The sequence below is a fragment of the Pantoea sp. 22096 genome (assembly GCF_052045955.1).
GTDB classification, from domain to species: Bacteria; Pseudomonadota; Gammaproteobacteria; order Enterobacterales; family Enterobacteriaceae; genus Pantoea; species Pantoea alfalfae.
In genome coordinates, this window is sequence record NZ_JBQEPW010000005.1 from 1 (window position 1) to 25,451 (window position 25,451).

The 25,451-nt window shown below is 54.4% G+C and carries 24 protein-coding genes; 8 read left to right on the top strand and 16 right to left on the bottom strand.

All coding sequences use genetic code 11. From position 1 onward, the window contains the following. Positions 1-263: 263 nt before the first annotated feature. The gene (gene gmhB, locus ACTJKZ_RS16130; protein WP_260059237.1) at positions 264-824 is read right to left on the bottom strand and encodes a D-glycero-beta-D-manno-heptose 1,7-bisphosphate 7-phosphatase; all 561 of its coding nucleotides are present in this window, start codon (positions 822-824) and stop codon (positions 264-266) included. Positions 825-1,013: 189 nt separating this feature from the next. Between gmhB and metN the strand changes: the two genes are divergently transcribed. The 6 genes from metN (at position 1,014) to proS (ending at position 6,577) form a co-directional block, all read left to right on the top strand. Further along, complete coding sequence (metN, locus tag ACTJKZ_RS16135) at positions 1,014-2,045, top strand: methionine ABC transporter ATP-binding protein MetN (RefSeq protein ID WP_150010669.1); 1,032 nt, start codon at positions 1,014-1,016, stop codon at positions 2,043-2,045. Beyond that, positions 2,038-2,691: a methionine ABC transporter permease MetI gene (locus tag ACTJKZ_RS16140; RefSeq protein ID WP_031375299.1), complete on the top strand. Its 654-nt coding sequence runs from the start codon at positions 2,038-2,040 to the stop codon at positions 2,689-2,691. Before metN ends, ACTJKZ_RS16140 begins: the two co-directional genes overlap by 8 nt. Before the next feature lie 34 nt (positions 2,692-2,725). Further along, positions 2,726-3,541: a MetQ/NlpA family lipoprotein gene (locus ACTJKZ_RS16145; RefSeq protein ID WP_161735512.1), complete on the top strand. Its 816-nt coding sequence runs from the start codon at positions 2,726-2,728 to the stop codon at positions 3,539-3,541. Positions 3,542-3,669: 128 nt separating this feature from the next. After that, complete coding sequence (gene rcsF / locus ACTJKZ_RS16150) at positions 3,670-4,068, top strand: Rcs stress response system protein RcsF (RefSeq protein ID WP_013356860.1); 399 nt, start codon at positions 3,670-3,672, stop codon at positions 4,066-4,068. Beyond that, entirely contained in the window at positions 4,065-4,769 is a 705-nt protein-coding gene (gene tsaA / locus ACTJKZ_RS16155; protein ID WP_161735510.1) for a tRNA (N6-threonylcarbamoyladenosine(37)-N6)-methyltransferase TrmO, read from the top strand. The genes rcsF and tsaA overlap by 4 nt, the downstream gene beginning before the upstream one ends. An 89-nt stretch (positions 4,770-4,858) precedes the next feature. Then, complete coding sequence (proS, locus tag ACTJKZ_RS16160) at positions 4,859-6,577, top strand: proline--tRNA ligase (protein ID WP_161735508.1); 1,719 nt, start codon at positions 4,859-4,861, stop codon at positions 6,575-6,577. A gap of 204 nt (positions 6,578-6,781) precedes the next feature. Here the strand turns inward: proS and arfB are convergent, their stop codons facing one another. Continuing rightward, positions 6,782-7,192: an alternative ribosome rescue aminoacyl-tRNA hydrolase ArfB gene (arfB, locus tag ACTJKZ_RS16165; RefSeq protein ID WP_003852622.1), complete on the bottom strand. Its 411-nt coding sequence runs from the start codon at positions 7,190-7,192 to the stop codon at positions 6,782-6,784. Positions 7,193-7,409: 217 nt separating this feature from the next. Between arfB and ACTJKZ_RS16170 the strand changes: the two genes are divergently transcribed. After that, positions 7,410-7,610 (top strand): YaeP family protein, encoded by a 201-nt coding sequence (locus ACTJKZ_RS16170; protein WP_003852623.1) that lies wholly within the window; start codon positions 7,410-7,412, stop codon positions 7,608-7,610. Continuing rightward, entirely contained in the window at positions 7,597-7,857 is a 261-nt protein-coding gene (gene rof / locus ACTJKZ_RS16175; protein WP_150010675.1) for a Rho-binding antiterminator, read from the top strand. Before ACTJKZ_RS16170 ends, rof begins: the two co-directional genes overlap by 14 nt. A 40-nt stretch (positions 7,858-7,897) precedes the next feature. On the opposite strand, the gene ACTJKZ_RS16180 is transcribed toward rof, so the two are convergent. The 14 genes from ACTJKZ_RS16180 to rseP form a co-directional block, all read right to left on the bottom strand. Continuing rightward, a complete protein-coding gene (locus ACTJKZ_RS16180) occupies positions 7,898-8,206 on the bottom strand; it encodes a c-type cytochrome (RefSeq protein WP_161735506.1) in 309 nt (102 codons plus the stop codon). Then, positions 8,145-9,524 carry a tRNA lysidine(34) synthetase TilS gene (gene tilS / locus ACTJKZ_RS16185; protein ID WP_285086391.1) on the bottom strand — a complete coding sequence of 460 codons (1,380 nt, stop codon included), beginning with the start codon at positions 9,522-9,524 and terminating at the stop codon, positions 8,145-8,147. The genes ACTJKZ_RS16180 and tilS overlap by 62 nt, the downstream gene beginning before the upstream one ends. Before the next feature lie 52 nt (positions 9,525-9,576). Beyond that, positions 9,577-9,966: a VOC family protein gene (locus ACTJKZ_RS16190; RefSeq protein ID WP_161735504.1), complete on the bottom strand. Its 390-nt coding sequence runs from the start codon at positions 9,964-9,966 to the stop codon at positions 9,577-9,579. Positions 9,967-10,030: 64 nt separating this feature from the next. Beyond that, positions 10,031-12,181 (bottom strand): lysine decarboxylase LdcC, encoded by a 2,151-nt coding sequence (locus tag ACTJKZ_RS16195; protein WP_440829841.1) that lies wholly within the window; start codon positions 12,179-12,181, stop codon positions 10,031-10,033. 169 nt (positions 12,182-12,350) lie between these two features. After that, positions 12,351-13,307: an acetyl-CoA carboxylase carboxyl transferase subunit alpha gene (accA, locus tag ACTJKZ_RS16200; protein ID WP_440829842.1), complete on the bottom strand. Its 957-nt coding sequence runs from the start codon at positions 13,305-13,307 to the stop codon at positions 12,351-12,353. 12 nt (positions 13,308-13,319) lie between these two features. Further along, positions 13,320-16,802, bottom strand: a complete 3,483-nt coding sequence (gene dnaE, locus ACTJKZ_RS16205; protein ID WP_161735500.1) for a DNA polymerase III subunit alpha — start codon at positions 16,800-16,802, stop codon at positions 13,320-13,322. A 31-nt stretch (positions 16,803-16,833) separates the two neighbouring features. Then, positions 16,834-17,460 (bottom strand): ribonuclease HII, encoded by a 627-nt coding sequence (gene rnhB, locus ACTJKZ_RS16210; RefSeq protein ID WP_161735498.1) that lies wholly within the window; start codon positions 17,458-17,460, stop codon positions 16,834-16,836. After that, positions 17,453-18,601 carry a lipid-A-disaccharide synthase gene (gene lpxB, locus ACTJKZ_RS16215; protein WP_161735496.1) on the bottom strand — a complete coding sequence of 383 codons (1,149 nt, stop codon included), beginning with the start codon at positions 18,599-18,601 and terminating at the stop codon, positions 17,453-17,455. The genes rnhB and lpxB overlap by 8 nt, the downstream gene beginning before the upstream one ends. A 3-nt stretch (positions 18,602-18,604) precedes the next feature. Beyond that, positions 18,605-19,393: an acyl-ACP--UDP-N-acetylglucosamine O-acyltransferase gene (lpxA, locus tag ACTJKZ_RS16220; RefSeq protein ID WP_013356847.1), complete on the bottom strand. Its 789-nt coding sequence runs from the start codon at positions 19,391-19,393 to the stop codon at positions 18,605-18,607. A gap of 3 nt (positions 19,394-19,396) precedes the next feature. Continuing rightward, positions 19,397-19,852: a 3-hydroxyacyl-ACP dehydratase FabZ gene (fabZ, locus tag ACTJKZ_RS16225; RefSeq protein ID WP_003852639.1), complete on the bottom strand. Its 456-nt coding sequence runs from the start codon at positions 19,850-19,852 to the stop codon at positions 19,397-19,399. Positions 19,853-20,004: 152 nt separating this feature from the next. After that, the gene (gene lpxD, locus ACTJKZ_RS16230) at positions 20,005-21,030 is read right to left on the bottom strand and encodes a UDP-3-O-(3-hydroxymyristoyl)glucosamine N-acyltransferase (protein ID WP_013356846.1); all 1,026 of its coding nucleotides are present in this window, start codon (positions 21,028-21,030) and stop codon (positions 20,005-20,007) included. A 3-nt stretch (positions 21,031-21,033) separates the two neighbouring features. Continuing rightward, on the bottom strand, positions 21,034-21,531 hold the full coding sequence (gene skp, locus ACTJKZ_RS16235; RefSeq protein ID WP_003852644.1) for a molecular chaperone Skp: 498 nt from the start codon (positions 21,529-21,531) through the stop codon (positions 21,034-21,036). A 110-nt stretch (positions 21,532-21,641) separates the two neighbouring features. Next, entirely contained in the window at positions 21,642-24,053 is a 2,412-nt protein-coding gene (gene bamA / locus ACTJKZ_RS16240; protein WP_222924509.1) for an outer membrane protein assembly factor BamA, read from the bottom strand. Between the two features lie 51 nt (positions 24,054-24,104). Next, the gene (gene rseP, locus ACTJKZ_RS16245; protein WP_161735492.1) at positions 24,105-25,451 is read right to left on the bottom strand and encodes a sigma E protease regulator RseP; all 1,347 of its coding nucleotides are present in this window, start codon (positions 25,449-25,451) and stop codon (positions 24,105-24,107) included.

The window sequence follows — 25,451 nt, forward strand, 5'->3', positions numbered from 1 at the left end:
GTCTGATAAATTGTTAAAGAGCAGTGCGAACAGTGCGTTAGCGTCCTGTCGCGAGGTGGCGTATATTACGCTTTCCTCCTGCAGAGTCAACCTCTATTTCAGAAGTTTTTCTCCGGCGGCGCAGTCTCCTGTGCCTCTCAACCCGTTTCCCGTTGCCGGTTTGCCGTGTCAGTGGAGGCGTATTATAGGGAACGGCTCAGATAGCGCAAGTGCAAATTGAGACTTTTTTGCTGTTCGTCTGAAATTTGCACAAAAGCGCCGTTTTAGCCCTGTTTAATGCGTGCTGGCAGCTCTGCCAGGCTATTAATCACCCAGTCTGCTGCAGCTTCGCCTTCGGCCGTGACGGGTTTACCACTACGCACCAGCACTTTGGTGCCAACGCCCGCAGCCTTTCCTGCCAGCATATCTTCCAGCTTGTCACCCACCATATAAGAAGCAGCCATATCAATATGCAGCTCTTCCTGTGCAGTCAGCAGCATGCCTGGCTGTGGCTTACGGCAATCACATTCCTGACGGAATTCTTCTACTTTTGCTTCAGGATGGTGAGGACAGAAATAAATGCCATCAAGATCGACGTCGCGATCGGCCAGCGACCAGTCCATCCACTCTGTCAGACGCATAAAGGTATCTTCGGTAAACATACCGCGCGCTATGCCAGATTGATTGGTCACGACCACCAGTGCATATCCCATTGCCTTCAGTTTTTGCAGCGCTTCAATTGTGCCGTCAATAAACTGGAAGTCATCAATCTCATGGACATAGCCACTATCGACATTAAGGGTGCCATCACGATCAAGAAAAATAGCGGGGACTTTATTCGCCACGTAGAAACTCCTGCTGTAAAAATTGCCGATCAGTATCGCATGATTGCTATAAAAGGGAGAATGTCAGATTGAATCACTTCCATTGATTTAGACGTCTGGATGCCTTAACATCCATCCAGCTTTTATAGCGACTAAAAGTGACGAGGCTTCCCACACCACGGACAACGCAACACGATAATTAATAACATAATGATTAAACTAGAAAATATTACTAAAGTGTTTCAGCAGGGCTCGCGGACTATTCCGGCATTAACGGATGTCAGTCTGCACGTGCCTGCCGGACAGATTTATGGCGTTATCGGCGCTTCCGGTGCCGGTAAAAGTACATTGATTCGTTGCGTGAATCTGCTGGAGCGGCCTACTTCGGGTCGCGTACTGGTTGACGGAGCCGATCTGACTGCACTTAATGAACGTCAGTTAACCCAGGCGCGCCGCCAGATTGGCATGATATTCCAGCACTTTAACCTGATGAACTCACGCACCGTTGCGGGCAACGTTTCTCTGCCACTGGAACTCGGTAATCTCTCCCGCGCCCAGATCAACGCTCGTGTCACTGAGCTGCTGGAACTGGTGGGATTGTCTGATAAGCATGATGCCTGGCCTGCAAATCTCTCAGGCGGTCAGAAGCAGCGTGTCGCGATTGCCCGTGCGCTGGCCAGTAATCCCAAGGTTCTGCTGTGTGATGAAGCCACCAGCGCACTGGATCCCGCTACAACCCGCTCTATTCTGGAGTTGCTGAAAGATATCAACCGCCGCCTTGGGCTGACGATTCTCCTGATCACTCATGAGATGGATGTGGTGAAACGCATCTGCGATCAGGTTGCGGTCATCAGTCACGGTGAGTTAATCGAGAAAGACAGCGTCAGTGAGGTGTTCTCACACCCTAAGACGCCTCTGGCGCAGCAGTTTATTCAGTCTACCCTGCATCTGGATATCCCGGATGATTACCAGCAGCGTCTTTCAGCCACTGCCACTGAAGGCACCGTGCCGCTGCTGCGGCTGGAATTCACTGGTAAATCGGTTGATGCGCCACTGCTTTCCGAAGCGGCCCGCCGTTACAACGTGAATAACAACATTATCAGTGCCCAGATGGATTACGCCGGTGGTGTGAAGTTCGGCATTATGCTGGCCGAAATGCATGGCGCAGAGAGCGATACGCGCGAGGCGATAGCCTGGCTGAAAGAGAATCATGTGAAAGTAGAGGTGTTAGGTTATGTCTGAAGCGATGATGTGGTTGCTGGGACGAGGCGTATGGGAAACGCTGATGATGACCTTCGTCTCTGGCTTTTTCGGTTTTGTACTGGGCCTGCCGGTCGGCGTTTTACTTTATGTCACCCGTCCGGGCCAGATTCTGCAGAATCAGGGGCTGTACCGCGTGCTCTCCGCGCTGGTGAATATCTTCCGCTCCATACCTTTCATTATCTTACTGGTCTGGATGATTCCTTTTACCCGCGTTATCGTCGGCACCTCCATTGGACTGCAGGCAGCTATCGTTCCGCTGACCGTCGGCGCTGCACCGTTTATTGCGCGTATGGTTGAAAACGCCTTGCTGGAACTGCCTACCGGCCTGATCGAAGCCTCGCGTGCCATGGGTGCAACGCCAATGCAGATCATCCGTAAGGTCCTGTTGCCGGAAGCGATGCCAGGCCTGGTGAATGCGGCAACCATTACCCTGATTACGCTGGTCGGTTACTCCGCCATGGGTGGCGCAGTGGGTGCCGGTGGTCTGGGTCAGATCGGTTATCAGTATGGTTATATCGGATACAACGCCACGGTGATGAATACGGTATTGGTGTTGTTAGTGGTTTTGGTGTATCTCATTCAATTCTGTGGCGACCGCATCGTGCGTGCAGTGTCCCATAAGTAAGCCAGCAATCTCACATTATTAAGAAGGAAAGGATATGTCTTTCAGATTCAAAAAAATTGCCGCTGTGGGTGCACTGATTGGCGCGATTGCGCTGGCAGGATGCGATCAAAAAGAGAAAGACGCTAACCACATCAAAGTGGGCGTCATTGTTGGTGCTGAGCAGCAGGTTGCTGAAGCCGCACAGAAAGTGGCTAAAGATAAGTATGGTCTGGATGTTGAGCTGGTCACATTTAACGACTACGTGCTGCCGAATGAAGCGCTGAGCAAAGGCGATATCGACGTCAATGCTTTCCAGCACAAACCGTATCTGGATCAGCAGATCAAAGATCGTGGTTACAAGCTGGTTTCCGTAGGTAACTCCTTCGTCTACCCGATTGCAGGCTATTCGAAGAAGATCAAGTCACTGGATGAGCTGCAGGATGGCGCGCAGGTTGCCATTCCGAATGACCCGACGAACCTGGGCCGTACACTGCTGCTGCTGCAGAAAGTGGGGCTGATTAAACTGAAAGATGGCGTGGGCTTGCTGCCAACCTCGCTGGATATCACTGAGAATCCTAAGCATCTGAAAATTGTTGAGCTGGAAGCGCCGCAGCTGCCACGCTCACTGGACGATCAGCAGATCGCGCTCGCGGTTATCAACACCACTTACGCCAGCCAGATTGGCCTGACACCAGCCAAAGATGGCATTTTCGTCGAAGATAAAGACTCACCTTACGTGAACCTGATTGTCGCGCGCGAAGATAATAAAGATGCGGAAAACGTGAAGAAATTCGTCAAGGCTTACCAGTCTGACGAAGTTTACGCAGAAGCTAACAAAGTCTTTAATGGCGGCGCGGTTAAAGGCTGGTAATTCAGCTGTTCATCTCTTTAAGGGCGGCGCTATGCCGCCCTTTCTGTTATTGGGTGCCCTGCCCGACTTGTTATTTATTCTTGTCCTTGTTTCAATAACGCCACTTTTTGAAACCTGAGGATGTTGCCATGCGTTTTTTACCGCTCTGCTTGTTAGCATTGATGCTGACAGGGTGTGTTCATGAGTATCACCCGATAAGCAGCGCACCGTCCCGGCCGCAGCAATCCAGCCAACCGACCCGCAAACCTGTGGTACGACCGGCGCCGGTTAAGCTCTATACCGATGCCGCCGATCTGGTCAGTAAACCGTTCCGCGATCTGGGTGAAGTCTCCGCTGAAGATTGCCAGATCAGTAATCAGAACTCCCCGGCCAACATCGCCACAGCACGAAAACGTCTGCAGATTAAAGCATCACAGATGAAAGCCAATGCGGTGCTGCTGCATCAGTGTGAAATCGTCACCGGCACGCCGGGCTGCTATCGTCAGGCCGTCTGCCAGGGTTCAGCGCTGAAAGTCAGCAATCAATGAGTGAATTCGCCTTTGCGCAAATTGGGGTAATCCGCTCACCGTGGAAGGAGAAGTTTGCCGTGCCGCGCCAGCCAGGGCTGGTGCAGGATGGCGGCGGCGAACTGCACCTGCAGCCACCTTACAATCAGCCGGAAGCGGTGCGTGGGCTGGAAGCGTTCAGCCATCTCTGGTTGCTGTTTGTCTTCCATCAGACGATGGCCGGCGGCTGGCGTCCTACGGTTCGCCCTCCCCGACTGGGCGGCAATGCGCGCATGGGTGTATTTGCGACACGTTCAACGTTCCGTCCCAATCCCATTGGCATGTCGCTGGTTGAGCTAAAAGGTATCAGGATTGAAAAACAGCAGGTGATCCTGCAGCTTGGCAGTCTGGATCTGGTCGATGGCACGCCGGTGGTCGATATCAAACCTTATCTGCCCTTTGCCGAAGCGCTGCCTCATGCACAGGCAGGTTTTGCTCAGGCGGCACCTGCCGCTGATATGCCGGTTCGCTTCTCCGCTTTGGCCCAGCAGCAGCTTCAGCAGCAGTCGCGCTACCCCAATCTGGCACGTTTTATCAGCGAAGTGCTGGCACAGGATCCTCGTCCCGCTTACCGACAGAGCGAAACGCAGGCGCGGGAATATGCGGCCTGGCTGATGGATTTTAATGTACGCTGGCGCATTGATGATGCCGGTACTGAAGTAATCGCGATCGACCCGCGTTAAAACCCGCTTTTGAGCCGGTGATCTCACTGGTACACTAGCCGCCAGCAAAATTCTGTCTGTGACTTTCCGATCAACTGGAACCGTAATCAATGCGTACTACTCAATATCTGCTCTCTACTCAGAAAGAGACGCCTTCCGACGCTGAAGTGATCAGCCACCAGCTGATGCTGCGCGCCGGTATGATCCGCAAACTGGCTTCTGGCTTGTACACCTGGTTACCGACCGGGGTTCGCGTGCTGAAGAAAGTCGAAAACATCGTGCGTGAAGAGATGAACAACGCGGGCGCGGTTGAGATTTTAATGCCGGTTGTGCAGCCCGCCGACCTGTGGCAGGAGAGCGGTCGCTGGGAGGAGTATGGCCCGGAACTGTTACGTATTGCCGATCGCCACGAACGTCCGTTCGTGCTGGGTCCGACGCATGAAGAGGTGGTCACTGACCTGATCCGCAATGAGCTGAGCTCTTATAAGCAACTGCCACTCAACCTCTATCAGATTCAGACCAAATTCCGTGATGAAGTCCGTCCGCGCTTTGGCGTGATGCGTTCACGCGAGTTCATCATGAAAGATGCTTACTCATTCCATACGTCGCAGGAATCGCTGCAGGAAACCTATGACGCGATGTACCGCGCTTATAGCCAGATTTTCAGCCGTATGGGCCTGGATTTCCGTGCCGTGCAGGCCGACACTGGCTCTATCGGCGGCAGCGCATCACATGAGTTCCAGGTACTGGCGCAGAGCGGTGAAGATGATGTGATCTTCTCTACCGATTCTGATTACGCCGCCAACATTGAGCTGGCCGAAGCCGTTGCCCCCGCGGGTGAACGTGCCGCGCCATCGCAGGAGATGCAGCTGGTTGAGACGCCAGACGCAAAAACCATCGTGGAGCTGGTTGAGCAATTCAGTGTGCCTGTTGAAAAAACAGTGAAAACGCTGATTGTTAAAGGTGCCGAAGAGAGCGGCCACGCGCTGGTTGCCCTGCTGGTACGCGGCGATCATCAGCTTAATGAGATCAAAGCGGAGAAGTCAGAGATCGTTGCGTCACCGCTGGTGTTCGCGACCGAAGAAGAGATTCGCGCCGCAGTGGGTGCCGGACCGGGTTCAATCGGCCCGGTTGGTCTGCAGATGCCGATCATTGCTGACCGTACCGTGGCGAAGATGAGCGACTTCAGCGCCGGTGCCAACGTCGATGGTAAACACTACTTCGGCATTAACTGGGAGCGCGATCTGCCGCTGGCCAGCGTTGCAGATATCCGTAACGTGGTCGAAGGCGATTTAAGCCCGGATGGCAAAGGTACGCTGCAGATCAAACGCGGCATCGAAGTGGGTCACATCTTCCAGCTCGGCACCAAGTATTCTGACGCGCTGAAAGCCTCCGTTCAGGGTGAAGATGGCCGTAATCAGGTGATGAGCATGGGCTGCTATGGCATCGGCATCACTCGCGTGGTTGCCGCAGCCATTGAGCAGAACCATGACGATCGCGGCATCATCTGGCCAGCCGCACTGGCACCGTTCGAAGTGGCAATTCTGCCGATGAATATGCAGAAATCGTTCCGCGTTAAAGAGCTGGCGGAAGAGCTGTATGCCACCCTGCGAGCCAGGGGCGTTGAGGTTATTCTGGATGACCGTAAAGAGCGTCCGGGCGTGATGTTCGCAGATATGGAACTGATCGGTGTGCCGCACACCATCGTCATCGGCGACCGCAATCTCGACAATCAGGAGATTGAATATAAATCACGTCGTGCCGGTGAGAAGCAAATGATTAAGCAGGATGAAATCGTTGATTTCCTGCTGAAGGCTCTGAATAAGTAAGTTCTTAGCGTTAGTCAAAGCGGGCTGAATCTGGCCGCAACTGATGAGTTCAACGTGAAAGGAACCGGGTCAGAAGAGGAAAGCGGCCATGGATGGCTTTAGCGACTTTCCGGTCTGACCCGGTTCACTGAGAAAGCTCGGAATCTCTTCAAGGCTCGCCCCTGAAGTTATAAGTACTCAAACGCCCCGCCTGCGGGGCGTTTTTTATTGCACCTTGCCGCGCATCGATTTAGTCGAACTGCGTCGCGCTTTTCCTTCCAGACGACGTTCTTTCGAGGCGCGTGTCGGGCGCGTGGCGCGCCGGGCTTTTTCGACGGTGCTCAGCTCCTGGATCAGATTGACCAGACGTTGCAGCGCCGCTTCACGATTCATCTCCTGACTACGATACTCCTGCGCCTTAATCACCACGACGCCATCACCGGTAATCAGATGATGGCTGGCGGTGAGCAGTCGCTCTTTATAAAACGCAGGCAGTGAAGAGGCCGCAATATCGAAACGCAGATGAATGGCGGTGCTGGCTTTGTTGACATGTTGTCCGCCTGCACCCTGGGCACGAATCGCCGTCAGCTCGATCTCACTCTCCGGAATCTCAACCGAACGGGATAGCATAATCATTAGCGCTCTCCCCATACCTTAATCACGTTGACCTCCGATAACCTGTTCATCAATTTAACCTTTTGTGCTCTGATTCAGTCCGCCTGAGACAGCGGAATCTGTCACTTTAGCAGTGATTCGCGCACTGATCCTGCTTTACACAGGCTGATTTCCTCCAAATGGCTATGATATAGTCGCCAGTTAACCAGAGTATTTACGCTCTGCTGAGGAGGGCCACGTGCAAAATTATTGTGAGTTAGTTCGCCGGAAATATGCCGAAATCGGCAGCGGGGATTTAGGTTACATACCGGATGCGATTGGCTGCGCATTAAAGGCACTTAATGATATTGCCGCAAATACTGAGCTAAACTCTTCTGTCAGGGAACAGGCGGCTTACGCCGCTGCTAACTTATTGGTGAGCGACTATGTTGATAAATGAAGCGTACCAACCTATCAATTGCGATGATTACGATAATCTGGAGCTCGCCTGCCAGAACCACTGGATGCTGTCGCTGGAAATGAAAGATGGCGAGCAGCTCAAGGCAAAGGCTAAAGAGATCTTTTCACGCAAGAATGTGGAATATCTGGCTATCGATCTTTCCGGTGAGCATCGCGAATTACGTCTCGATCATATCGCCAGCTTTACCCATCCCGAACTGGGTACGGTCGTGGTCAGCGCAGAGTAATCCACGCATTCCGGGCGGGACCTTCCCGCCCGTTTAAACATCAGGGCTGTAACGAACTGTAGTACGCCGCCAGATCCGCCATATCGCTATCGCTTAATCCCGCCACAAACGCCTTCATGACCTCAGCCTGACCCCCGCTGCGCTCACCCTTTTTGTAGGCCTGCAGCGCATGCTCCAGATAAGGGGCGTGTTGTCCGGCCAGGTTTGGGTAGAGCGGCACCGCCGCTTTGCCCGCTGCGCCATGACACGCCATGCAACTGGCCGCTTTTTCTGCGCCGCGGTGCGCATCACCCGCCGCCCATGCCGGTAACACGGCGGCCACTAAACAGGCGATAAGCCATTGCTTCATTGTTATTGCTCTCCTGCGCAGGTGTCATGTCCCAGACTATCTGCCAGCCCTGCTGATCACTGGCCGCGCCAGCATGGGTGACAAAGAGATTCGGTAGACAGACCAGCGCCTGGTTGTAAAAAATTAACGGCAGCCGTTCTCGCTGCCACGGCGGTATCTGTAACTCCTGCCAAAGCTTTTTCATTTCTCTTCCGCCATTGCGACCCACCACATGAACGTGACCCTGCGCATGGAACCGCACGCTGATCTGCTCATCCGGCTGAGGATAGCGTAACAGGCTTTGTGACTGGCTGGCTCGCAGCGTGCCGAGATTCTGTGGTAAATCCAGCGGCTGGCGAATATCGGGCCATGCCAGCTCAGTGTCTCGCAGTGACGGGAATAACGGCAGCCAGTAGAGTTGCTGACGGTACCGACGCAATTCAGCCTGACCGAAGCGTAGCCGGGGCTGTGCATCTTCCCGGCTTGCCATCACTTCATCGCAAATACGCTTCAGCGCATCACGGGATGGCATCGCCCCACCCTGTCCGGCGATCCAGCGGCGCAATAACGCGTTAGCACGCAGCGCGCTCATGTTCATTAAAGGTGGAAAGTAGAGGCTGCCGTCAGGCTGGATCAGCTCGGCCAGTTGCCCGGCGAGCAGTTCATCCAGCAACTGCTCCTGTTCACTGCACAATGCCGCACTTCGGGCCGTTGCCTCGGCAAAATGGGGCCAGCGCTGATAAAGCTCAGGCAGCAGCCGCTGGCGTAAGAAGTTACGATCGTAGCGAAGATCCTGATTGCTTTCATCATCTATCCACACCAGCTGATGTACGTCGGCGTAAGCTTCCAGCGACTTTCGCGACTGATTCAGCAGCGGACGCACCAGCTGATGGGAACCCAGCATGCGCGATGATGGCATCGCAGCCAGCCCGGCGGGACCACTGCCGCGCTTCAGCGCCAGCAGAAAGGTTTCACACTGATCGTCGAGGTGCTGCGCGGTAAGTAATATCTCGCCCGGCTTGAGCGCGGCGCTCAGCGCCTGATAACGGGCGGTGCGGGCGGCTGCTTCAATCCCGGTTTCCCTGTCATCCACCGTCACGCGCAGCACGTCACATGTCAGCTGCAACTGTTCGCATATCGTCTGGCAATGGGCGGCCCATGCATCGGCATTCGGGCTAAGACCGTGATGCACATGCAACGCCCGCAGGCGCGACTGAGGATGCTGCTGCTGCCAGCCGTGAAGCTGATGCAGCAGCACCGTTGAATCGAGTCCGCCGCTGAATGCGACTACCAGCGCGGCATCAGGTTGCAACAGAGCGTCAAAAGCGGGCAAAGACATAGCGGCATCCGAAAAATCGGGCCACTGAATGTCGCCCGCTGAACGCGCTATTTTACGCCTGATAAAGCTCCAGCGGCAAACCATCCGGATCCGTAAAGAACGTACACTGTTTACCGGTCAGTTCATCAATGCGAATCGGCTCGCAGATAACACCTTTATCGGCCAGCGTGGCGACAGCAGCGACCACATCCGGCACGGTAAAGGCCAGGTGGCGCAGGCCACATGCTTCGGGATGACTGACCCGCGCCGGCGGCTCAGGGAAAGAGAACAGCTCAATGGTATAGCGATCCTGTAAGGCCAGGTCGCCTTTCCAGGAGTCGCGCGCCTCGCGGTAAACTTCGCCCATCAGGCGAAAGCCCAGCACGTCACAATAGAACGCTTTGCTGCGCTGATAGTCGGACGCGATGATGGCGATGTGGTGAATAGCGGTTAACTGCAACATAGTGAATGTCCTGATTCAGGCAGGCTGCCCGCAGACCGCCTGCCGCTGTGAGTGGTTTAAGGGTTTACGCGGGATCGTTTTTTAGCACGCGAACGCGGTACTCGCCCTCTTCCGTCAGGCTGGTACCGTGAATATCGGTTTCGAAGCCCGGATAATGCCGGCCAATGCTGCACAGCATTAGCAGGAAGTCGAGCACAGCACGGCTCTTCTCCGTAATCATCTCGCCCGGCATCACCAGTGGAACGCCTGGCGGATAAGGCAGAATCATGTTGGCCGACACCCGCCCGACCAGTTCACTGAGATCCACCGTTTCGATATTGCCCTTCACCTGCTGCTGAAACGCCTGATGCGGCGTCATCTTCATTTCGGGCAGCACATCAAATGCCTGCAGCATCAGACGCGGCAGATCGTGATGGCGGATCAGCTGATGGATCCCCTGCGCCAGCGTCTGGATACGCATATTTCGATAAAAGTCGGGATCTTCAGCGTAGAGATCCGGCAGCATATTTTTCACCCGCAGATTGAGATCGTAGGCGCGTTTAAACTCGGTCAGACCGCGCAGCACGCTCATCGCTTTGGTTTTGTCGATGCCGATACTGAACAGGAACAGCAGGTTATAGGGGCCGGTCTTCTCCACTACAATGCCGCGCTCATCGAGAAACTTCGCTACCAGCGCGGCCGGGATCCCCTCTTCCGCCATCTCACCCAGCTCGCTCATACCTGGCGTCAGAATGGTGACCTTGATCGGATCGAGGTACATGTGGTCACGATCGGCCTGCGTAAATCCGTGCCACTCTTCGTCGCCGGGCTGGATCGCCCAGCATTGCGCTTCATCAATCTGTTCCGGCTGCCAGATATCGAAGAACCAGCTGTCAGACTCTTCGCGCAGGCGCTGGATTTCCCGACGGAAGTGCAGCGCGCGTTCCACCGAGCGATTGATTAACCGCTTACCGGGGTTACCGCGCAGCATGGCGGCGGCAGTTTCAATTGAGGAGACAATAGCGTAATTGGGCGAGGTGGTGGTGTGCATCATGTAGGCTTCGTTAAACGTCTGTTCGTCGTAGTCGCCTTTAATGTGAATCATGGAGGCCTGCGAGAACGCCGCCAGCAGTTTGTGGGTCGATTGCGTCTCGTATATCACCTTGCCCGGAATACGATCGCCACTCATGCCGCTTTTACCGGCATAAATCGGATGGAAATTGGTGTAAGGCACCCAGGCTGAATCGAAATGAATTGACGGCACATCCAGCGTCTCTTTAATGAACTGGGTATTGTAGAGCAGCCCATCGTAAGTGGAGTTGGTGATCACCGCATGCACCGGCCAGGTAGCGCGATCGGTGGTCGCGACCTTCTGCGTAATGCTCTCACGGGTGAACTCGTGCTTCGGGATACCGCCGAGAATCCCCAGCGCATTGCGGGTCGGCTTCAGCCAGATCGGGACCAGATCGCTCATCATCAGCAGATGAGTCAGAGACTTGTGGCAGTTGCGATCGATCAATACGGTGCTGCCCGCCGGGGCCGCATACATGCCGACAATTTTGTTCGACGTTGAGGTGCCATTGGTCACCATATAACTCTGCTCGGCGCCAAACGTGCGTGCGATGTACTCTTCCGCTTCAAGGTGCGGGCCGGTGTGATCCAGCAGCGAACCCAGCTCGGTCACTGAAATGGAGATGTCCGACTTCAGCGTATTGGCCCCGAAGAAATCGTAGAACAGGCAGCCTACCGGGCTCTTCTGAAATGCGGTGCCCGCCATATGGCCCGGTGTGCAGAAGGTGTACTTGCCCTCTTTCACATAGGTGAACAATGCTTTGGTCAGCGGCGGCGTAATGTGGTCGAGATAGTCATCGGTATACTGCCGGATATGCAGCGCGATATCGTCGGCGGCATTCAGCGCATATTCAAAAAAGTGCAGCGGCATGCGCATCTCATTGATGCTGATGTCCATCTGTGAGTGGGTATTAATAAAGGCGTACAGCGGCAGGTATTCGTTGAGCTGATTAATCTCACCACACAGTTCAGGACTGTTGTGTGCATCCCAGTCGAAGATGACGCCGCTGATACGCGGATTGTGTTCAATCAGCTTCAGCAGATCATCACTGTTTTTCGGGTAAAGCAGCTGGAAGCCTTGCAGATTTAACGCCGCGTCGAGTTCGCGTAACGGTTCATCTTTATAAAACACGCCGTGCGCGCCCATGATCGCCAGAATATTCAATGCCCCTCTCCCTGATTGTTGTGGAACCGGACAAGCATAACCGCTAACTCTGGGAAGGTGTAGCAAGGGGACGATCAGATGAGGCTGAAAGGCGTCAGACCGCGTGCGGGGGCTGAACTGGCGGCATAAAAAAAGCGGACCGAAGTCCGCTTTTATTGATGGGCTAAAATCAGGCGTAGCCATAGCTCATCAGACGCTGATAACGACGATCCAGCAGCTCCTCGGTGGTTAATCCATCGAGGTCGGCCAGGTCAGCCAGCAGCTGCTGCTTGAGTGACTGCGCCATATCCACCGGACGACGATGCGCGCCACCCAGCGGTTCAGGGATGACGGAGTCAATCAGCCTCAGCTCTTTCAGACGGTGCGCAGTAATGCCCATCGCTTCGGCGGCAAGCGGTGCTTTGTCAGCGCTTTTCCACAGAATGGAAGCACAGCCTTCCGGCGAGATCACTGAATAAGTGCTGTACTGCAGCATATTCACTTTATCGCCCACGCCAATTGCCAGCGCGCCACCTGAACCGCCTTCACCGATGACCGTACAGATCACGGGTACTTTCAGACCAGACATTTCACGCAGGTTGCGGGCAATCGCTTCAGACTGCCCACGCTCTTCCGCGCCCACGCCCGGATAAGCACCCGGTGTGTCGATGAAGGTGATGATTGGCATTTTGAAACGTTCAGCCATCTCCATCAGGCGCAGCGCTTTGCGGTAGCCTTCCGGTGCGGGCATGCCGAAGTTACGGCGAATCTTCTCTTTGGTTTCACGGCCTTTCTGGTGCCCGATGATCATCACCGGACGTCCATCAAGACGCGCAATCCCGCCGACAATCGCTTTGTCGTCCGCATAAGCACGGTCGCCCGCCAGCTCATCGAAATCGTCGAAGGCGTTGCGAACGTAGTCAAAGGTGTAAGGACGTAAAGGATGGCGTGCCAGTTGGGCAATTTGCCATGCGCCCAAATCGGCGAAGATTTTACGGGTCAGCTCAACGCTTTTCTCACGCAGACGCTGAACTTCTTCATCCAGATTAACGTGTTTATCATCCTGACGACCAATCGAGGTCAGCGAATCAATCTTCGCTTCCAGTTCTGCAATTGGCTGTTCAAAATCCAGGTAATTAAGACTCATAATGTTCCTGTTCTAGTCAAACTCCAGTTCCACCTGCTCCGATCCAATCAACGAGCGCAGATCGTTAAGTAAACGATCGCTGGGCGAAATTCGCCACGCTGCACCAAAGCGCAGCTTCGCTCGCGCGTCGGCTCTCTGATAGTAGAGATGCACCGGAATAGTCCCTGATCGATGGGGTTCCAGGGACTGACGGAGTCGGTTTAATAGCTGGTCATCAATTTGCCTGTCCGTCAGCGAGATAGCAAGTCCGCGCGCGTATTTTTCGCGAGCTTCGTCGATGTCCATGACTTCACGCGCGGTCATTTTAAGCCCACCACTGAAGTCATCAAAGCTGACCTGTCCGCTGACGATCAGGATTCGGTCTTTCTCCAGCAACTGCTGGTATTTATCTAACGCATCGGTAAATAACATCACCTCAAGACGACCGGAGCGATCGTCCAGAGTACAGATACCAATTCGGTTGCCGCGTTTGGTCACCATTACCCGCGCGGCGATCACCAGACCGGCCGCCACGGTAATTTTACCCCGATCGGTAGGATGCATATCTTTCAGCCGCACCCCGCCAACGTAACGCTCAATTTCTTTCAGATACTGATTAATCGGGTGGCCGGTCAGGTACAAGCCCAGCGTTTCCCGTTCACCATCCAGCTGCACCTGCTCAGGCCAGGGTGTGACGCTGGCGTACGATTTCTCAACCTGCTCCGGCTCTTCTGCCAGTACGCCAAACATATCTGCCTGACCAATCGCTTCCGCTTTCGCGTGTTGATCGGCCGCTTTCAGCGCGTCGCTGAGTGCACTCATCAGCGCCGCGCGATGCGGTCCGAGGCGATCAAAGGCCCCGGACATAATCAGTTTCTCCATCACCCGACGGTTGATCTTTTTGGTATCGGTACGGGCGCAGAGATCAAACAGCTCGCGGAAATAGCCGCCTTCGTTACGGGCGTCGATGATCGCTTCGATCGGACCTTCGCCCACGCCTTTGATCGCGCCTATGCCGTACACGATCTCGCCCGCTTCGTTAACATGGAACGGATAGAGACCGGAGTTAATATCGGGCGGCAGGACTTTCAACCCCATCCGCCAGCACTCATCGACCAGGCCGACTACTTTCTCGGTGTTATCCATATCGGCGGTCATAACCGCCGCCATAAACTCAGCCGGATAGTGCGCTTTCAGCCACAGCGTCTGATAGGAGACCAGTGCGTAGGCCGCAGAGTGTGACTTGTTAAAGCCATACCCTGCAAATTTTTCCACCAGATCGAAGATCTTCATCGACAGTTCGCCGTCGATGCCCATGCTTTCGGCACCGTCGCGGAAGACTGAACGCTGTTTGGCCATCTCCTCAGGTTTCTTTTTACCCATGGCGCGACGCAGCATATCTGCACCGCCCAGTGTGTAACCGGACAGGACCTGGGCGATCTGCATCACCTGTTCCTGATAGAGGATGATGCCGTACGTTGGCTCCAGTACTGGCTTCAGGCTTTCATGCTGCCACTGGATGTCGGGATAGGAGATCGCTTCCCGGCCATGCTTACGGTCAATGAAGTTGTCTACCATGCCGGACTGCAGAGGACCAGGACGGAACAGCGCCACCAGTGCGATCATATCTTCGAAGCAGTCGGGCTTAAGACGCTTAATCAGATCTTTCATGCCGCGCGATTCAAGCTGGAACACTGCGGTGGTTTCCGAGCGCTGCAGCATATCGAAGCTTTTCTTATCATCCAGTGGGATCGCGGCGATATCGATCGGCTCCAGTCCCTCTTTTTCCCGGCGCGGATTGATCATCTTCAGCGCCCAGTCGATGATGGTCAGCGTACGCAGCCCCAGGAAGTCGAACTTCACCAGTCCGGCATATTCCACATCATTTTTATCGAACTGGGTGACCGGGAACTGGCCGTGCTCATCGCAATAGAGCGGCGCAAAATCGGTGATCTTCGTTGGCGCAATGACCACGCCACCCGCATGCTTACCGGCGTTACGCGTCACCCCTTCCAGCTTGCGCGCCATGTCGATGAGCGCTTTCACCTCTTCATCTGCGTCATACATCGCAGGAAGTTGTGGTTCAGCAATAAACGCTTTTTCCAGCGTCATGCCGGGATCGGGCGGGATCAGTTTTGAAATACGGTCAACGAAGCCGTAAGGATGACCCAGCACGCGGCCCACATCGCGGATAACCGCTTTCGCTGCCATGGTGCCGAAGGTAATGATCTGTGAAACCGCTTCACGTCCGTACATATCGGCGACATGTTCGATCACCTGATCGCGCTTCTCCATGCAGAAGTCGACGTCGAAGTCGGGCATTGAGACACGTTCAGGGTTCAGGAAGCGTTCGAACAGCAGGTCAAATTCCAGCGGATCGATATCGGTGATTTTCAACGCATAGGCCACCAGCGAACCCGCACCCGAACCACGCCCCGGTCCGACCGGCACACCGTTATCCTTGGACCACTGGATGAACTCCATTACGATCAGGAAGTAGCCCGGGAATCCCATCTGGTTGATAACGTTGAGTTCAATTTCCAGACGCTCATCATATTCCGGGCGTTTTTCCGCGCGCTCAGCCTCGTCCGGGAACAGGAACACCAGACGCTCTTCCAGTCCCTCACGGGATTTCACCACCAGATAATCTTCAGTGGTCATGTCGCCGGTCGGGAACTGCGGCAGGAAGTACTCGCCGAGCCGGACCGTGACGTTACAACGCTTAGCAATCTCTACGCTGTTTTCCAGCGCTTCCGGGATGTCCGAGAACAGCTCGCACATCTCTTCTTCGCTGCGCATATATTGCTGAGGACTGTAGTTGCGCGGACGCTTGGGATCATCCAGCGTATAGCCGTCGTGAATCGCAACGCGAATTTCGTGCGCGTCGAAATCTTCTGCGTTGATAAAGCAGACTTCATTGGTGGCGACGACCGGGATGCCCTCGGCAATGGCCAGCTCAACGGCGGCATGCAGATAGCTCTCTTCGTCCTGACGACCGGTGCGGATCAGCTCCAGATAGTAGCGATCGGGGAAATGCTGCTGGTAAAACGACAGACACTGCGACACCAGGGCGTTATTGCCACGCAGCAGGCTGCGGCCCACATCGCCACGCCGTCCGCCCGACAGCAGGATTAACCCTTCCTGCAACTCAATCAGCCAGTCGCGATCGATGATCGGTCCATCCACGCCATAACCACGCTGATAGGCGCGGGAGATCAGCAGCGTCAGATTCTGATAGCCGGTATTACTTGAAGCCAGCACGGTAAGTTGGGTCAGCTCATCCCCCATCAACTCGCTGGCAACGTTGAAATCGGCACCAATGACCGGCTTTATCCCTGCGCTGTGTGCGCCACCGTAAAATTTCACCAGACCACAAAGGTTAGTGAAGTCGGTAATTGCGATAGCAGGCATGCCAAGGGCAGCTGCCTTCTTGATCAATGGCCCGGTTTTCGCCAGGCCATCAACCATCGAATAGTCACTGTGGACACGCAGATGTATAAAACGGGGTTCAGCCATATCAGTTTCCGGTTAAAACAGCGTCAGGCTATTAAAGCGTAAGGGTCTGGCGGGCAGCCAGTACTTCAGCGTCGAGCAGCGCGTTGCGTACAGGCGCAAAACTGCGACGGTGGTGCGGCGTGGCGCCATACTGCGTCAGTTTTTCCATATGCAGCGCCGTCGGATAACCTTTGTGCTGCGCAAAGCCATACTGCGGGAAAAGCAGATCCAGCTCGGCCATCTCGCGATCGCGCGATACTTTGGCGATGATGGAGGCTGCACTGATTTCGGCCACCAGGCTATCCCCTTTGACGACAGCCTGTGAAGGCATGGGCAGCGCCGGGCAACGATTACCATCAATCAGTACATAGTCGGGCTGGATACTCAGGCCAGCGACCGCGCGCTGCATCGCCAGCATGGTGGCATGCAGGATGTTGAGCTGGTCGATCTCTTCAGGTTCTGCACGTCCCAGACTCCATGCCAGCGCCTTCTCTTTGATTTCGTCATACAACGACAGGCGGCGCTTTTCCGACAGTTTTTTGGAATCAGCCAGGCCGGTAATCGGATTAGCCGGGTCGAGGATGACTGCAGCAGTGACGACCGCGCCGACCAGCGGACCGCGCCCCACTTCGTCCACACCGGCAATCAGCCTGGCGACAGGATAGATAAAATCAGGCATTCACCAGCTCCAGTACCGCATCCGCTGCCTGCTCATCGGCGTGCCAGCGGATCTGTTGATGTAATTCATGGAACGTCTGCAGCAGGGTTTCGCGCTCAGGCCCGGCATGCAGCAGCGGATCTAATGCCGCGGCCAGGGCTTCTGGCTGACACTCATCCTGCAGTAACTCTTTGACCAGCTCACGCCCGGCCAGCAAATTTGGCAGCGAGACGTAAGGCGTTTTTACCAGCCGTTTCGCCAGCCAGAACGTGGCCGGCTTCATTCGATAACCGACGACCATAGGGCATTTTGCCAGCATGCACTCCAGTGCGGCAGTACCTGACGCCAGGAGTGCGGCATCACTCGCAATCATCGCTTCACGTCCCTGACCATCCAGCAGATGCATCGGCAGTTCGGGAGCGACGTCGGCTTTGATTTTCTCAAACTGTTCGCGACGACGGGCATTAACCAGCGGCACCACGATTTCCAGCGCCGGATAGTGACGACGCAACAGTTGAGCTGTTTTCAGGAAATCAGCGCTGAGCATTTCCACTTCCGCACCACGGCTGCCGGGCAGCAGGGCCAGACACAGTGCATCATCGGCAATACCGAGATGACGGCGCGCAGCCAGTTTGTCGGGTTGCAGCGGCATGGCATCCGCCATGGTGTGGCCGATAAAGCGACAGGGAACGTTATAGCGATCGTAGAAAGCTTTTTCAAACGGCAGGAAGGCCAGTACCAGATCGGTATTACGACCAATCTTAAACACGCGCTTTTGCCGCCATGCCCACACCGAAGGGCTGACATAGTGGATCGTGCGAATGCCCGTGCGTTTGAGATTGCCTTCCAGCGTGATATTGAAATCGGGCGCATCAATGCCGACAAAGACATCGGGTCTGAGTCCGGTAAAGCGCCGGGTGAGATCGCGGCGGATTGTCAGCAGACGTCGCAGGCGACCCAGCACCTCGACAATGCCCATCACCGCCAGCTCTTCCATCTCATACCAGGCTTCGCACCCTTCAGCCTGCATCAGTGGGCCCGCCACGCCGACAAAGCGTGCATCAGGATGACGGGCTTTCAGGGCACGAATGAGACCCGCACCAAGAATATCGCCGGAGGTTTCTCCGGCGACCAGGGCAATCGTTAAAGGACGCGCTGACATGGATTAACGAATTAATCCACGGGTTGAACGGGTGAAGAAGTCGTAGAAAGGCTGCACTTCGCTGTGCTGCTGCGCGATGGCTTCAATCTCCGGCTTCACTTCTTCCAGCGTTCTGCCGCTGCGGTAGAGCAGCTTGTAGGCGTTGCGAATGGCGTGCAACGACTCTTTGCTGAAGCCACGGCGCTTAAGACCTTCAATATTGATTCCGAACGGCGTCGCGTGGTTGCCCTGCGCAATAACGTAAGGCGGCACATCCTGCGCCACGCCGGAACAGCCACCTACCATCACGTGAGCACCGATGATGCACCACTGATGTACCGCTGTCATGCCGCCAATAATGGCGAAATCATCGACCGTCACGTGACCACCCAGGGTGGCGTTGTTAGCGAAGATACAGCGGTTGCCAATCACGCAGTCATGCGCAATATGGACATTTACCATCAGCAGATTATCGCTGCCCACGGTGGTGACATGGCCCCCCTGCGTGGTGCCGCGATGAATCGTCACGCTTTCACGGATGCGGTTGCGATCGCCGATCTCAACCCGCGTTGGCTCACCGGCATATTTCAGATCCTGATTCACTTCACCAATCGAGGCGAACTGATAGATCTGATTATCTTTACCGATGCGCGTGTGGCCATTAACCACAACGTGTGACTTCAGTACCGTTCCTTCACCGATCTCCACATTCGCGCCAATAAAGCAAAAAGGGCCAATGTGAACGCGGGCGCCAATAACAGCGCCCTCTTCGATGACTGAACTGGGATGGATAGTGGCGGTTGGATCAATCACGAATTATGCCTCCCGGCTACGGGCACACATCATGGTCGCTTCACAAACGATTTTACCATCGACAGTCGCCACGCCTTTAAAGCGGGTCAGACCACGGCGGGTTTTCTCGAAAGTGACTTCCATGATCATCTGATCGCCTGGTACCACAGGGCGCTTGAAACGGGCACTGTCGATACCGGCAAAGTAATAGAGTTCACCTGGTTCCAGTTTACCTACGCTTTTAAACGCCAGAATACCGGTGGCCTGCGCCATCGCTTCCAGTATCAGAACGCCAGGAAAAATCGGTTTACCAGGGAAGTGCCCCTGGAAAAACGGTTCATTAACAGAAACGTTCTTCACTGCACGCAGGTATTTGTGCTCTTCAAATTCCAGCACGCGGTCTACCAATAGAAACGGATAGCGGTGCGGCAGCAGCTCTAAAATCTCTTCAATTTTCAGAGTATGAGTTTCAGTAGTCAAAATACTCTTCCTGTCCTAAAAATCTGATGACGTCAATAACACGGCCTGCACAGATCAAAATGATCTTCCGCAGGCCGCAAATAGGTTCTGTGGCGCCGGGCTTCCCTGCTTAACATTTTTATTATGAAAGCCGGTCAGTTTTGGGATGGCGGTTAGTCGTCTTTGCCGACCTTGCGCTCGATGGCTTTTAAGCGTTTGCTCATATCATCGATGTTCATCACCAGCGCTGCAGTTTTGCGCCAGGTTTTGTTGGGTTGCAGCGGAATGCCTGACGAATAGACACCAGGCTCTGTGATAGGACGCATGACCATACCCATACCGGTCACCGTTACTTTGTCACAGATTTCCATATGGCCGTTAATGACGCTGGCACCGCCAATCATACAGTAACGTCCAATCTTCAGACTACCCGCCATGATCACACCGCCTGCAACCGCAGTATTGTCGCCAATAACTACGTTGTGAGCGATCTGGCACTGGTTGTCTATGATAACACCATTGCCGATCAGAGTGTTATCAAGCGCACCGCGATCGATGGTAGTGCAGGCACCTATTTCGACGCGATCACCGATAATTACCGCGCCTAACTGCGGGATTTTCACCCAGTTACCGCGATCATTGGCGTAGCCAAAACCATCAGAACCGATGACGGTACCTGACTGAATCAGACAATCCTGGCCGATTTCGATCTCGTGATAAACCGAGACGTTGGCCCAGAGGCGGGTTCCGCTGCCGATACGGGTTTTTTTGCCAACAAAGCATCCCGCACCAATGACCACGTTATCACCCAGCTCAACGTCCGCTTCGATCACCGCATTGGCACCAATGGCAACGTTATTGCCAAGTCGGGCTGAGGGATCGATTACCGCGCTTGGGGCGATATTCTGCGCTGGCTGTGGGGTGGTATCGAGTATCTGTGCCATACGCGCATAGGTCAGGTAGGGGTTTTTGACTACCAGGGCTGCGGTTTTGCACCACTCCAGATCCGCTTCCGTCAGCACCACGGCTGAGGCCTTTATCAGGGCGAGTTGCTCGCGGTAACGGCTGTTTGCAAGAAAAGTGATTTGGCCAGTTGTGGCGGATTGCATAGAAGCAATGCCGGAGATGACGATATCGCCATCTCCGTGCAATTCTGCATCCAACTGCTGGGCTAAATCAGCCAGTCGAATAGATGACATGAATTATTTAACCTGTTTCAGCACGTCAGCAGTGATGTCTTTTGCGTTTGATGCATAAGCCACCGCGTTAGCGTCGATCACGACGTCATAACCATCGCTGTCAGCGACTTTCTTAACGGCATCCTGAATACGGCTCAGCAGCTTGTTACGCTCTTCCATCTGACGACGGCGATTATCCTGCTCAAAAGCCTGCGCTTTTGAAGAGAAGGCTTCACGCTGAGACATGACATCTTTTTCCATACGGCTGCGTTCGCTGGCCTTCATGGTAGAACCGTCACGCTGCAGACGCTGCATTTTGGTCTGCAGATCGCGCTCCTGGCTCTGCAACTCAGTTGCACGGCCTTTGAACTCGTTTTCCAGCTGTTTAGCAACAGTCGCACGTTGCGGTAACTGTTGGAAAATGCTGGACACGTTTACCACTGCAATTTTGTCGGCAGCCTGAACACCAGCGGAGACCGCTAAAGCAAGACCCAGACCTGCGGCACACAACAACTTTTTCACTATAAACTCCTTACCATCAACGTTTGTGTCAGCGACACAGTGTTTGCTCCGGAACAGCAACAGGTGCTGCCCGGCAGCAAGACTTCAGCTATGCATCCATGCTCAGAACATTACCAGGTTTTACCAATGTTAAACTGGAACTGCTCTGACTTGTCTCCATCGACTTTCTTAATCGGCTGGGCGTACGAGAACACCAGCGGACCGAGCGGTGACATCCACTGCAGCGCCACACCGCTTGATACGCGGATATTGTTAGGATCGCTGTAGTCGGGAATGTCCGCTGCGCGCGTTTGATCCGTATTTTCCCAATGGGTATCCCACGCGGTACCGGCATCGACAAACACCGAGGTACGCACCGAGTTAGCATACTTTTCGCTCAGGAACGGCGTTGGCGTAATCAGCTCAAGACTGGCAATCGCCATGGCGTTACCGCCCACCGCATCGTCAGACTTACAGACGCCATTCGGATCGGCAATTCGGCAGTTCGACGAGTTGTTATTGTAGTAAGCCGCTTTCGGTCCAATGGTGTTGGACTGGAAGCCACGCACGGTGCTCGAACCACCGGCGTAGAAGTTCTCATAGAACGGCATCTCTTTGCCGTCGAGTCCATCGCCATAACCGACACGACCACGGCCCAGCAGCACCCAGGTACGATCCTGGTTAATCGGCACATACTGCTGAGTGTCCAGCGTGGCCTTATAGAAGCTGTTATCTGAGCCTGGAATCGTTACCTTACCATTCAGGTTGGTACGGTTACCGGATGTCGGGAAGAAGCCGCGGTCCAGCGTGTTGTAAGTCCAGCCGTAGTTAAAGGTGAAGTCATCGGCTGAGAATTCGCCTTTATCATTAAGCTGTTGCGGCTTGTCGACTGAATCCAGATAACGCCACATCGCAACCTGCGGCTGCATGTTTGACAGGTCGTTGTGGACATAGCCAAGACCGACACGCAAGGTGTTGTTTTCGTTAACCGGGAAGCCAAGCGTGCCATCCAGACCATAACTTTTGTTGGTATAGTCAGAAAGGTCCGCATTGTCCGCTTTGAAGTCGTTGTAGAACAGACGACCACCCAGACTCACACCATCAACGGTGAAGTAAGGGTCAGTAAGCGAGAATTCAGCATAGGTCTGATAATCATTTTTGGTCCCGCTGATGCCCACGGTATTACCGGTGCCCAGCCAGTTATCCTGCGTTACCCCGACCTGGAAGCTCACACCACTTTCAGTGCCATAACCGACGCCGAAGTTGAAGGTGCCGGTGTTGCGCTCTTTAACCTTGTAGACCACATCAACCTGGTCCGGCGCACCTGGTACACGCTGCGTATCCACATCCACGGTTTCAAAGTAACCGGTACGGTTCAAACGCTCTTTACCCTGTTCAACCAGATCGCTGCCCAGCCATGCACCTTCCATCTGACGCATTTCGCGACGTAACACCGAGTCTTTTGACGTGTCATTGCCTTCGAAACGGACGTTACGCACGTAGTAACGATTGCCCGCATCCACATTGATATGCAGTTTGACGGTTTTATCGGTGTCATTGATTTCAGGCTGTGTGGCTACGCGCGGATAGGCATAGCCATAGCGGCCCAGCAGTTTCTTGATGTCATCTTCCATTTTCGTGACTTTGGCACCGTTATAAAGCTCGCCTGCCGGAATTTTGGTCAGATGTTCAATTTCTGCTGAATGGCCCGCCATGCTGCCATTGACGATTACACCAGCGATTTTGTACTGATCGCCCTCGGTGATATTCACCGTGATGTAGATGCCTTTTTTATCTGGCGTCAGGCTGACCTGGGTCGAATCGATGTTGAAACGTGCATAACCGCGATCCAGATAGAAGCTGCGCAGGGTTTCGAGGTCGCCCGCCAGTTTCTGCTTCTGGTATTTACGATCGCCCACCACGTTCCACCATGGCACTTCATCGCGCAGCTGGAAGCGGGAGATCAGTTCATCTGAGCTGAAGGCTTTATTACCGACGATGTTGATCTGCTGAATTTTCGCAGAGACACCTTCCGTAAAGACCAGCTTCAGATCAACGCGGTTACGCGGCAGTGGCGTGACCACGGCTTTCACGTTAGCGGTATATTTACCGACGCTGTAATAGAAGTCTTCAAGTCCCTTCTCGATAGAAGAGATAGTAGTACGGTCCAGCGCTTCGCCGACACGGACGCCTGAAGCTTCCAGATTTTGTTTGAGCTGATCCTCTTTCACCGCTTTGTTACCGGTGAAGGTAATGCTGGCAATGGTAGGACGTTCTTTGACCTGGACAATCAGCGTTGTACCGTCTCGCAGGACCTGAACATCCTCAAAGTTGCCAGTAGCGAACAGCGAGCGAATGGTATTTCTGACATCATCGTCATTCACCGTATCGCCAACCCGTACTGGCATGCTCAGCAGAGCCGCGCCGACGGCGACTCGCTGCAGCCCTTCGAAATGAATATCCTTCACCACGAAATCGTCTGCACCGTAAACGGTGGCGCTGCTAAACAGCAGCGACGCTATGAGCAACTTTTTCATCGCCATCGTTGTTATGCGTTTTCCTAACACATCCCTCGAATGTTCGCGTTCCAGCGGTTACAAACGTGAGAAATCATTGAAAAGTGCAAGCCCCATTAACAGCACCAGCAAAATTGAGCCGATGCGATAACTAAAGTCCTGAACTCGCTCGGACACCGGTCCACCTTTGATCTTTTCGATCGCCAGGAACAGCAGGTGCCCACCATCTAAAACCGGCAAAGGGAACAGGTTGATAATGCCCAGGTTGACGCTAATCAACGCCAGGAACATCAGGTAATAAATCAACCCATATTCTGCTGACAACCCTGCACCCTGCGCAATCGAGATTGGCCCGCTCAGATTGTTCAGCTTCACATCACCGGTTATTAACTTGCCCAGCATGGAAACGGTGAGCTTCATCAGCTGCCAGGTTTTTACACTGGCCTCACCGATAGCCGCAAACGCGCCATACTGCCTTACCGTCTTGTACTCTTCGGGCAGCGGAACAATGCGCGGAATCACACCCGCAAAGCCCGCTGTCGTGCCAGCTTTCGCTTCTGGCGTCATCGTCAGCGCAATTGACTCACCGCCGCGATCCACCTCAAGCGTCATGCTTTTGCCGGGATTGTCCCGGACCTGGGTCACAAATGTCTGCCACTGCGATAATGGCTGACCATCGACTTTAACGATCCTGTCGCCTGCTTGCAAACCGGCTTCACTGGCTGGCGAATTCGCCTGTACTTCTGCCAGTGTGGTCTCAATTTGCGGACCGCGAGGCTGAATGCCTAATGCGACGACCGGATCCTGCTTATCAGGCTCAAACTGCCAGTTACGCAAATCCAGCTGCTTCTGCTGAGTCGCATCCTCGCCAAATCGTGCCACCGTTAACGTGGTGCTGCTGTCGCCGATTTTACCCACCAGCGCCATACGCACAGCATCCCAGTCAGGCGTTTCGATACCGTCAACGGCCTTAAGTTCCATGCCGGGCGCAATTTGCGCTTCCGCAGCCACCGAACCGTTTAAAATTTCACCGATCACCGGGCGCACACCCGGCACGCCGTGAATAAACACAACCCAGTAAGCAAAGATGGCAAAGAGGAAGTTAGCGACAGGACCTGCCGCGATGATGGAGGCGCGTTGCCAGACAGCTTTATTATTAAAAGCCTGATGACGCAGCTCGGCTGGTACGCTTTCGACACGTTCGTCGAGCATTTTAACGTAGCCACCAAGGGGAATCAGCGCGATGACAAATTCCGTGCCGTGGCGATCACGGCGCTGCCAGAGCGACTTACCAAACCCAATGGAAAAGCGCTCAACTTTGACGCCACAGCGACGAGCGACCCAGAAATGGCCAAACTCATGAACGGTAATCAACACGCCCAGCGCAACGATAAAGGCGAAGAAACTCCAGATTATGCTCAACAT

Excerpts from the sequence above, each read along its gene's own strand:
- ACTJKZ_RS16140 (WP_031375299.1), top strand. The coding sequence starts at position 2,038 with ATGTCTGAAGCGATGATGTGGTTGCTGGGACGAGGCGTATGGGAAACG.
- metN (WP_150010669.1), top strand. The coding sequence starts at position 1,014 with ATGATTAAACTAGAAAATATTACTAAAGTGTTTCAGCAGGGCTCGCGG.
- ACTJKZ_RS16180 (WP_161735506.1), bottom strand. The coding sequence starts at position 8,206 with ATGAAGCAATGGCTTATCGCCTGTTTAGTGGCCGCCGTGTTACCGGCA.
- dnaE (WP_161735500.1), bottom strand. The coding sequence starts at position 16,802 with ATGGCTGAACCCCGTTTTATACATCTGCGTGTCCACAGTGACTATTCG.
- tilS (WP_285086391.1), bottom strand. The coding sequence starts at position 9,524 with ATGTCTTTGCCCGCTTTTGACGCTCTGTTGCAACCTGATGCCGCGCTG.
- proS (WP_161735508.1), top strand. The coding sequence starts at position 4,859 with ATGCGTACTACTCAATATCTGCTCTCTACTCAGAAAGAGACGCCTTCC.
- ACTJKZ_RS16145 (WP_161735512.1), top strand. The coding sequence starts at position 2,726 with ATGTCTTTCAGATTCAAAAAAATTGCCGCTGTGGGTGCACTGATTGGC.
- bamA (WP_222924509.1), bottom strand. The coding sequence starts at position 24,053 with ATGGCGATGAAAAAGTTGCTCATAGCGTCGCTGCTGTTTAGCAGCGCC.
- rof (WP_150010675.1), top strand. The coding sequence starts at position 7,597 with ATGTTGATAAATGAAGCGTACCAACCTATCAATTGCGATGATTACGAT.
- accA (WP_440829842.1), bottom strand. The coding sequence starts at position 13,307 with ATGAGTCTTAATTACCTGGATTTTGAACAGCCAATTGCAGAACTGGAA.
- rseP (WP_161735492.1), bottom strand. The coding sequence starts at position 25,451 with ATGTTGAGCATAATCTGGAGTTTCTTCGCCTTTATCGTTGCGCTGGGC.
- arfB (WP_003852622.1), bottom strand. The coding sequence starts at position 7,192 with ATGATTATGCTATCCCGTTCGGTTGAGATTCCGGAGAGTGAGATCGAG.
- ACTJKZ_RS16190 (WP_161735504.1), bottom strand. The coding sequence starts at position 9,966 with ATGTTGCAGTTAACCGCTATTCACCACATCGCCATCATCGCGTCCGAC.
- rnhB (WP_161735498.1), bottom strand. The coding sequence starts at position 17,460 with ATGCCTGATTTTATCTATCCTGTCGCCAGGCTGATTGCCGGTGTGGAC.
- tsaA (WP_161735510.1), top strand. The coding sequence starts at position 4,065 with ATGAGTGAATTCGCCTTTGCGCAAATTGGGGTAATCCGCTCACCGTGG.
- rcsF (WP_013356860.1), top strand. The coding sequence starts at position 3,670 with ATGCGTTTTTTACCGCTCTGCTTGTTAGCATTGATGCTGACAGGGTGT.
- lpxD (WP_013356846.1), bottom strand. The coding sequence starts at position 21,030 with ATGTCATCTATTCGACTGGCTGATTTAGCCCAGCAGTTGGATGCAGAA.
- lpxB (WP_161735496.1), bottom strand. The coding sequence starts at position 18,601 with ATGTCAGCGCGTCCTTTAACGATTGCCCTGGTCGCCGGAGAAACCTCC.